Annotated in this window: 9 protein-coding genes; 7 read left to right on the forward strand and 2 right to left on the reverse strand. The window is 71.3% G+C overall.

The window, feature by feature from the left end; genetic code table 11:
• The first annotated feature begins 122 nt into the window (after nt 1–122).
• Complete coding sequence (locus IH45_RS0129780; RefSeq protein ID WP_030675320.1) at nt 123–1352, forward strand: acyl-CoA dehydrogenase family protein; 1230 nt, start codon at nt 123–125, stop codon at nt 1350–1352.
• Nucleotides 1353–1412: 60 nt separating this feature from the next.
• Entirely contained in the window at nt 1413–1991 is a 579-nt protein-coding gene (locus IH45_RS0129785; protein WP_030675323.1) for a hypothetical protein, read from the forward strand.
• 19 nt (nt 1992–2010) lie between these two features.
• On the opposite strand, the gene IH45_RS1000000147070 is transcribed toward IH45_RS0129785, so the two are convergent.
• Nucleotides 2011–2172, reverse strand: coding sequence for a hypothetical protein (locus IH45_RS1000000147070; protein ID WP_226048747.1), 162 nt, complete (start codon nt 2170–2172; stop codon nt 2011–2013).
• Nucleotides 2173–2359: 187 nt separating this feature from the next.
• Nucleotides 2360–3139 (reverse strand): alpha/beta fold hydrolase, encoded by a 780-nt coding sequence (locus IH45_RS0129795; protein WP_030675326.1) that lies wholly within the window; start codon nt 3137–3139, stop codon nt 2360–2362.
• A 186-nt stretch (nt 3140–3325) separates the two neighbouring features.
• Between IH45_RS0129795 and IH45_RS0129800 the strand changes: the two genes are divergently transcribed.
• From IH45_RS0129800 to ureG, 5 genes are all read left to right on the forward strand, one after another.
• The gene (locus tag IH45_RS0129800) at nt 3326–3859 is read left to right on the forward strand and encodes an ATP-binding protein (RefSeq protein WP_030675330.1); all 534 of its coding nucleotides are present in this window, start codon (nt 3326–3328) and stop codon (nt 3857–3859) included.
• Between the two features lie 340 nt (nt 3860–4199).
• Entirely contained in the window at nt 4200–4913 is a 714-nt protein-coding gene (locus IH45_RS0129810; protein WP_030675332.1) for an urease subunit gamma, read from the forward strand.
• Nucleotides 4914–4918: 5 nt separating this feature from the next.
• Nucleotides 4919–6874, forward strand: a complete 1956-nt coding sequence (locus IH45_RS0129815) for an urease subunit alpha (protein ID WP_050515282.1) — start codon at nt 4919–4921, stop codon at nt 6872–6874.
• 61 nt (nt 6875–6935) lie between these two features.
• Complete coding sequence (locus IH45_RS0129820; protein ID WP_030675337.1) at nt 6936–7610, forward strand: urease accessory protein UreF; 675 nt, start codon at nt 6936–6938, stop codon at nt 7608–7610.
• Between the two features lie 102 nt (nt 7611–7712).
• Complete coding sequence (ureG, locus tag IH45_RS0129825; RefSeq protein ID WP_030675340.1) at nt 7713–8414, forward strand: urease accessory protein UreG; 702 nt, start codon at nt 7713–7715, stop codon at nt 8412–8414.
• The last annotated feature ends 50 nt before the right edge of the window (nt 8415–8464 follow it).

Consider the following 8464-nt stretch of genomic DNA (forward strand, 5'->3'; position numbering starts at 1 on the left):
AATGCGCCGCTGGGGGAGTTGACATCCCTTACCGGTGGGTAACAGACTCTTGTTACCGCAAGTAACACTCGCACGGCAACACCGTCGGGTGCCGCACCCGGCAACGCAGCGCTGGAGGGGTCATGGCCGAGTTCACCATGGAGCTGAGCGACGAGCAGAAGGAGGTCCGGGACTGGATCCACGGCTTCGCCGCCGACGTGATGCGCCCCGCGGCCGCCGAGTGGGACGAGCGCGAGGAGACCCCCTGGCCCGTGATCCAGGAAGCCGCCAAAATCGGCCTGTATTCGCTCGACTTCTACGCCCAGCAGTTCTTCGACCCGACCGGCCTCGGCATCCCCATGGCCATGGAGGAACTGTTCTGGGGCGACGCCGGCATCGGCCTGTCGATCGTCGGCACCGGCCTGGCCGCCGTCGGTGTCCTGGCCAACGGCACCGAGGAGCAGATCGGCACCTGGATCCCGCAGATGTACGGCGACGCCGACGACGTGAAGGTGGCCGCCTTCTGCTCCTCCGAACCCGACGCGGGCTCCGACGTCTCCGCGATGCGCACCCGCGCCGTCTACGACGAGGCCAAGGACGAATGGGTGCTCAACGGCACCAAGACCTGGGCGACCAACGGCGGCATCGCCAATGTCCACGTCGTCGTCGCGGTCGTCGACCCCGACCTGGGCCCCAAGGGGCACGCCTCCTTCATCATCCCGCCGGGCACCCAGGGGCTGTCCCAGGGCCAGAAGTTCAAGAAGCACGGCATCCGCGCCTCGCACACCGCCGAGGTCGTCCTGGAGGACGTGCGCGTGCCCGGCCACTGCCTGCTCGGCGGCAAGGACAAGCTGGACGAGCGCCTGGCGAGGGCGCGGGAACGCGCGAAGAACCCCGGCGGAGAACGCGTGAAGAACGCCGCGATGGCCACCTTCGAGGCGTCCCGCCCGGCGGTCGGCGCCCAGGCCGTCGGCATCGCCCGCGCCGCGTACGAGGTCGCCCTCGACTACGCCAAGACCCGTGTCCAGTTCGGCCGCCCGATCATCGACAACCAGGGCGTCGCCTTCCAGCTGGCCGACATGCGCACCCAGATCGACGCCGCCCGCCTCCTGGTCTGGCGCGCCTCCTGGATGGCCACCACGGGCAAGCCGTTCACCTCCGCCGAAGGCTCCATGTCCAAACTTTTCGCCGGCGAGACCGCCAAGAAGGTCACCGCCCAGGCGATGCAGATCCTCGGCGGCAACGGCTACACCCGCGAATACCCGGTCGAGCGCATGCACCGCGACGCCGCGATCTACACGATCTTCGAGGGCACGAGTGAGATCCAGCGCCTGGTCATCGCCAGGACGGTGGCGGGCGTGCCGATCCGGTAGGCACGGCCCGTACCGGGCACCGTCGGCCGGCAGTACCTTGGCGCCGTGCGAGGAGGCGCCGTGGACGAGGAACTCGCCGCACTCCTGGCCGGTGCGATCGGGCTCGCCGGGGCGGTGCTCGGGGCCGCGGTCGGCGGGCTGGCCAGTTATCGCGCGGCGAAGCACAGCGCGGAGGTGGCGGCGCGGGCCCTCGCCGAGCAGGTGGCGGGGCAGGCCCGGTACGAGCAGGAGCAATGGGTGCGCCAGGAGCGGCGCCAGGTGTACGGCGACATCAACCGCGCCTACGCCGAACTGGCCGCCGCCCTCGCCGCCCTGCACACCGCGCTCTCCGGGCGGAGACCCGTACAGGAACTGGTCGAGCGGGTGGAGGAACGGCGGCTGCAACTGTCGGTCGCGGTCAGCCCCACGGCCATGCTGGGGCCCGTGGAGGTCCACGACGCCGCACGCGCGCTGATCGGCGCGACCGATGCCTTCGTGGCGGCGTACCGCGAACTGGCCGTGCTGCCAGAGGCCCATGAACCGGCGCAGCCCGACGCCGTACGGGAGCGCGTCGCGGACCGCAGGGCGGATGTCCACGCCTGTCTCAGCAACTTCTCCGCCGCCTGCCGCAACGTCCTGCTGCGGCAGGGCGACAGCTGACCGGGCGGCCCCGGCCCGTTCAGGCGGCCATGTCCTGCCGCGGCACCACCTTGAACACGTCGCCGTGTGCGGAGTACACCACGTGCACATCCTCACCGGCGGCGCGCAACACCTCCACCACCGCGTCCAGCATCGGCAGCGACCTGGCGCTGCCCGCGGGCAGCTGGCGCGGTAACGACACGGCAGGTACGCGAAGCGGTTCTTCAACGACGCTCATCACAGATGTCCCCATCTCGGCACGGAACTTCCCCCGTCCGCCGGCACCACCGTGCCGCCGGCATGGCCAGCATCCGGCAGCGCGATGAACGGAAGCTCAACGCCTGCGTGACGGCGTCAATCCACGCAGGCCGGAGGGGCTTTCGGCCGGTTCAGCCGACGGCTTGCGGCGCCAGCGCGGCCGCGACCGCGCGGACATACCCCTCCGGGTTGTCCAGCATGATGTTGTGCCCGCAGTCGGGCACCGGCACCACCCGCACGCCGGCCGCCGTCAGCTCCCCGGCACCCGGCAGCGGCACATCGGCCTCGGGCAGCAGGTACGTACGCGGAATCGCCAGCTTCAGCAGCAGCTCGCGCATGACCGGTTCGCTCCCCTTGGTGAGATGCACCGCGCTGCGGTGCAGCGCCTCCAGCCCGGCCAGCCGCATCGTGGACCACCAGTGCGGGCCCGCGGCGTCCCGTACGCCCTCCCAGCCGCCCGCGAGGAACTCCTCCTCGGAGAGCGCGGCGATGCCGCCGCTGCCCGGCCGGCCCCGCCGCGGGGTGATCGGGTCGAGATTGGCGTCGACGAGGACGAGCCGCGCCACCAGGTCCGGGTGCCGGCCGGCGAGCACGATCGCCACCGATCCGCCCATGCTGTGGGCGATCACATCCGCCGCGCTCACCCCGGCGGCGCGCAGCGCCTCGGCGACGGCGTCGGCGTGCGCCTCCAGGGTGTAGGAGAAACCGGTGGGCCGGTCGCTGATGCCGAAGCCGAGCAGGTCCAGGAGCAGCGAGCGATGGCCCGCCAAGCGCGGGTGCACGGCCGTCTCGGCGAAGTAGGCGGGCGAGGTGGCGCCGAGGCCGTGCAGGTAGACGCGGGCCGGCTCCTCGCCCGGCAGTTCGGCCCAGCGGATGCGGTCGCCCTCGGGCGTCACCACGGCGTTGCGCACGGTCGTCTCTCCTGCTCCTGGAAACCGGGCGGTGGCCCGGAACGGCTGCGGACGCGGGCCCGTCCGGTCGCGGTGCGGCGCGTACGGGCGCAGGACAGCTTCGCAGGCCCGGAAATCCGCTGGCGAGGCGGGTGCGATCGGCCGATCATGGGCGGTGATGCAGCCCGCGACGAAAGTTCTGGTCCTGTGACGAAGGTTCTGGTCCTGTGCGGCGCCGCCGGGGTCGGCAAGTCCACGACGGCGTACGAGATCTCCCACCAGCTCGGCCGCGCGGACATCCCGCACGCCGTCATCGACACCGACCAGCTGGACCAGGTGCACCCCTGGCCCCCGCCCGGCCTCGCGCCGGACGAGCTGTCCCGCCGCAACCTCGCCGCAGTCTGGACGAACCTGGCCGAAGTCGGGCACACCCGACTGATCCTGACGGGCGTGTTCGTCACGCTGGAGCGGGAGTTGACGTGGATCGCCGACGCCGTGCCGGGCGCCGACATCACGGCCGTACGGCTGACCGCCGACGTACCCACCCTGGAGCACCGGGTCCGCCGCCGGGAGATCGGCTCCGAGGCAGCCGGCCAACTCACCCGCACCCTCCGCCAGTACGCCGACCTCCGGCGCCGCCCGGAGCCGCCGGGCACAACGGTGATCGACACCACCGGCCGGACGGTGGTGTCCGTCGCGGCCGAGGTGGTCGGGGTGTGGCTGGGCGGGGGAGGGGCTTAGGCGGTCTCCGGGGCGTCCGAGGCGCCCGAGGTGCCCGAGGTGCCCGGGGCGCCCGACGTGTCCGGAGTGCTCAGGATCATCGAATGCCGTGCCGTGCAGCCGATCTGTCGGTCGCCACTCATTCGGGTGTTGGCCGCACGGTCCGACGCTTGTGGGCTGCCGGCGTACTCATGATGAGTCCACGTGGGGTTGGGAACGGCCCTTGACGGCTGTTGTGCCGGAGTACCGCCACGGGATGACGTCGGAGGACTTCGTCCGGCGAGCCGGTGATGCATGGCCGGAGCCCAACACACGGTTCAGGGCAGAAGCCCTGGGCGGGAGCGAAGGCAGGGATACGGCTGTGCACCTGACTCCACACGAACAAGAACGCCTGATGCTGCACGTGGCGGCGGATGTCGCCGAAAAGCGCCGGGCCCGCGGGGTGCGGCTCAACCACCCCGAGACGATGGCGCTGCTGATCGTGCACGTCCTCGAAGGGGCCCGGGACGGCCGGACCGTCGCCGACCTGATGTCCTCCGGGCGGCAGCTGCTGAGCCGGGAGGAGGTGATGGAGGGCGTCCCGGAGATGATCGAGAACGTACAGGTGGAAGCCACGTTCCCGGACGGGACGAAGCTGGTGACCGTGCACGATCCCTTCCCGGCGGCGGGCCGGGACGACGAGCCGGCCGTCTGGCCGGGGAAGGCCGACTTCTCCCCGCGTGAGGAAGACGCGGTGGTCGTCTTCAACGAGCGCAACCGTCGCGAGCACGAGATCACCGCTCTGACGGTCAAGAACCCGACCGACCGCCCGGTCCAGGTCGGTTCGCACTACCACTTCGCCGAGGCCAACGACGGGCTGGAGTTCTCCCGCGAGAAGGCGTGGGGCAGGCGTCTGAACGTCCCCGCCGGCAGTTCCGTACGGTTCGAGCCCGGCATTACCGAAGAGGTCGAACTCGTGCCCATCGAAGGCGAGCGGGTGGTCCACGGCCTGCGCCGCAAGATCAGGGCGCTGCCCCGGAAGGTCGAGGGTTCGCTCGACAGCGTCAGCGGTTCGTTCGGCGGGGAGCAGGTGTGACCTCCATGGCTTCGTGCCCCGACTGCTCCTGCTGCCCGGCTGAGCCGGGCCCGTTCGATCCCCTGTCCCGTGCCGCCTACGCCGACCGGTTCGGCCCGACGACCCGCGACCGTATCCGCCTCGCCGACACAGCGCTGCGCATCAAGATCGAAGACGACTGGTCCGGCGGTCCCGGGCGCAGCGGCCACGAGATGGTCTTCGGCGGCGGCAAGGTGATCCGCGAATCGATGGGGCAGTCCATCGCCCCGCGCGATCCGGGCCGGAGCGGGACCGGTCGGGCCGCCGGCAGCCGTGTGCTGCCGCCCGACACCGTCATCACCGGCGCGGTCGTCCTGGACCACTGGGGCGTCGTCAAGGCCGACGTCGCCATCCGGGACGGCGAGATCGTCGCGCTGGGCAAGGCGTACAACCCCGAGACGATGAACCCCCTGCACGAGGAGAACAACACCCGTCACAACGGCATCGGCCCGGCACCCACCGACTTCGTCGTCGGACCGGAGACGGAGGTGATCGCGGGCAAGGGCAGGATCCTGACGGCCGGCGGGATCGACACGCACGTCCACTTCGTCTGCCCCGGCCAGGTGCACGAAGCGCTGGCCGCGGGCGTCACCACGCTGATCGGCGGCGGCACGGGGCCGGCGGAGGGCAGCACCGCCACCACCGTGACGCCCGGCTCCTGGCATCTCGACCGCACCTTCGAAGCGCTGGACGCCTTCCCGGTCAACATCGGGCTGCTCGGCAAGGGCGCCACCATGTCGAAGCAGTCCATGCTGGACCAGGTGGACGCCGGAGTCATCGGACTCAAGGTTCACGAGGACTGGGGCGCCACCCCGGCCGTCATCGACGCCTGCCTGCGCGTCTGCAAGGAGACCGGTGTCCAGCTCGCACTGCACGCCGACTCGCTGAACGAGGCCGGTTTCGTCCAGGACACCCTCGACGCCATCGAGGGGCGGCCTCTGCACGTCTTCCACGTCGAGGGCGCCGGCGGCGGCCACGCGCCCGACATGCTCAGGATGGTGAGCGAGCCGAATGTGCTGCCGGCCTCCACCAACCCCACCCGCCCGCTGACCGTCAACACGGTCAAGGAGCACTTCGACATGGTGATGACCTGCCATCACCTGAACCCTCAGGTCGAGGAGGATCTGGCGTTCGCCGACTCCCGTATCCGGCCCTCGACGATGGCGGCCGAGGACGTGCTGCACGACCTCGGCGCCATCTCGATCATGTCCTCGGACGCCCAGGCCATGGGGCGCATCGGCGAGATGATCATGAGGACCTGGCAGACCGCGCACGTGATGAAGGTGCGCCGCGGCTTCCTGCCGGAGGACCAGCCCAAGGACCGGCCGGAGACCCGACCCGAGGGCACGGAGCCGGACGGAACGCCGGAGCCCGAGCCGCCACTGGCCGACAACCGGCGCGCCCGCCGGTACGTGGCGAAGTACACCGTCAACCCGGCCCTCGCCCATGGCATCGATGCCGTCGTGGGCTCGGTGGAGTGCGGCAAGCTGGCCGACCTGGTGCTGTGGGAGCCGAAGTTCTTCGGGGTCCGGCCGCATCTGGTCATCAAGGGCGGACAGATCGCGTACGCGCAGGTGGGCGACGCGAACGCCTCCATCCCCACCCCGCAGCCGGTGCTGCCGCGCCCCATGTGGGGAGCCACGGGGCTGGCGCCCGGAGCCATCTCCTTCAACTTCGTCACCGACCGGGCCCTCAACAAGGGCCTGGCCAAGGGCCGCACACTCACCAAGCGGTTCCGGGCCATCAAGGACACACGAGCAGTGACCAAGGCCGACATGAAGGAGAACGACGCGACCCCCGATGTCCGTATCGACCCCGACACCTATGAGGTCATCATCGGCGGAGCGAAGGTGACGGATGTGACGACATTCGTCGACGACCAGATCGTCGACCGGGCCTATGTCTCCGAACTGCCCATGGCGCAGCGGTACTTCCTCTTCTGAGCGGCCGGGAGACGGGTGAGGGGCCGAAGAGGTGCGCACGGCTGAAGGAGGAGGTGCGATGATGAGCGGGGCGGCGCTGCTGGTGTTGGCGGATGGCCGGTTTCCGGCAGGGGGGCATGCGCATTCCGGGGGTGCGGAGGCGGCGGTCACCGCGGGGCGGGTCACGGATGCGGCGAGTTTGGAGGAGTTCTGCCGGGGGCGGTTGCACACCGCGGGCCTGGTTGCGGCCGGGCTGGCGGCTGCTGCGGCGGCCGGGTGTGATCCGTTGGTGCTGGACGAGGCTGCCGATGCGCGGACGCCGGTGCCGGCGTTGCGGCTTACGGCGCGTCGGCTGGGGCGGCAGATGATGCGGGCGGCGCGGGCCACCTGGCCGTCGGCCGAGCTGGATGCGCTGGCCGTGGCCCGGCCGCGGGGCGCCCATCAGCCGGTGGTGCTGGGTTTGGCGGCCAGGTCGGCGGGGCTGGTACCGCTGGATGCGGCCTGCGCGGCGGCGTACGAGAGCGTCAGCGGTCCGGCTACCGCCGCCGTACGGCTGCTGAGTCTGGATCCGTTCGAGGCGACGGCGGTGCTGGCCCGTCTGGCGGCGCCGCTGGACCAGGTGGCCGGGCAGGCCGTCGAGGCGGTGCGGCGCGTGCCCGGGGAGGGGGTCGGGGTGCTGCCTGCGGCGTCGGCACCGCTGCTGGACATCACCGCTGAGCAGCACGCGGCGTGGCCGGTGCGGCTGTTCGCGTCGTGACGGCCGGTATCCATCCCGCGGTGCGCCCCGCCTCCGGCCGCCCGGCGCGCCTCCGCAGTTTCGTACCGCGCCCCATTTCCGACACGATTACGGAGCAGAGACATGCATCTTGATCACGATCTCGACGAGCGGTTCCCGCACCGGCACACCTACCGTGCCGCCGACCCGAAGCGCGCCGACGGCACCCGCCGCGCGCTGCGTATCGGGCTGGGCGGCCCGGTTGGTACCGGTAAGACCGCCACCGTCGCCGCGCTGTGCCGGGCGCTGCGCGACGAGCTGTCCCTGGCGGTGGTGACCAACGACATCTACACCCGTGAGGATGCCGAGTTCCTGCTGCGTGAGGCGGTGCTGCCGCCGGAGCGCATCGCGGCGGTGGAGACCGGGGCGTGTCCGCACACCGCCATCCGCGACGACATCTCCGCCAACCTCGAAGCGGTGGAGGATCTGGAGGACGCGGTTGGCCCGCTCGATCTGATCCTGGTGGAGTCCGGCGGCGACAACCTCACCGCGACGTTCTCCAAGGGCCTGGTCGACGGCCAGATCTTCGTCATCGATGTGGCGGGCGGCGACGACATCCCGCGCAAGGGCGGCCCCGGGGTCACCACTGCCGACCTCCTCGTGATCAACAAGACCGACCTTGCCCCGTATGTCGGCGTCGACCTGGAGGGCATGGCCCGCGACGCCAAGGCGCAGCGCGGCGATCTGCCTGTCGTCTTCACCTGTCTGAAGGCCGAGCACGGTGTGCGGCCGGTCTCGGAGTGGGTGCGCGCGCGCCTGGCCGCCTGGGCCGCGGGCCCGGCATGACGCTCGCGCCTGCCGGACGGGCGCGGCCGCCGGCCCCCGCAGCGCCGGCG

The sequence above is a fragment of the Streptomyces rimosus subsp. rimosus genome (assembly GCF_000720725.1).
Taxonomy (GTDB): domain Bacteria; phylum Actinomycetota; class Actinomycetes; order Streptomycetales; family Streptomycetaceae; genus Streptomyces; species Streptomyces rimosus_A.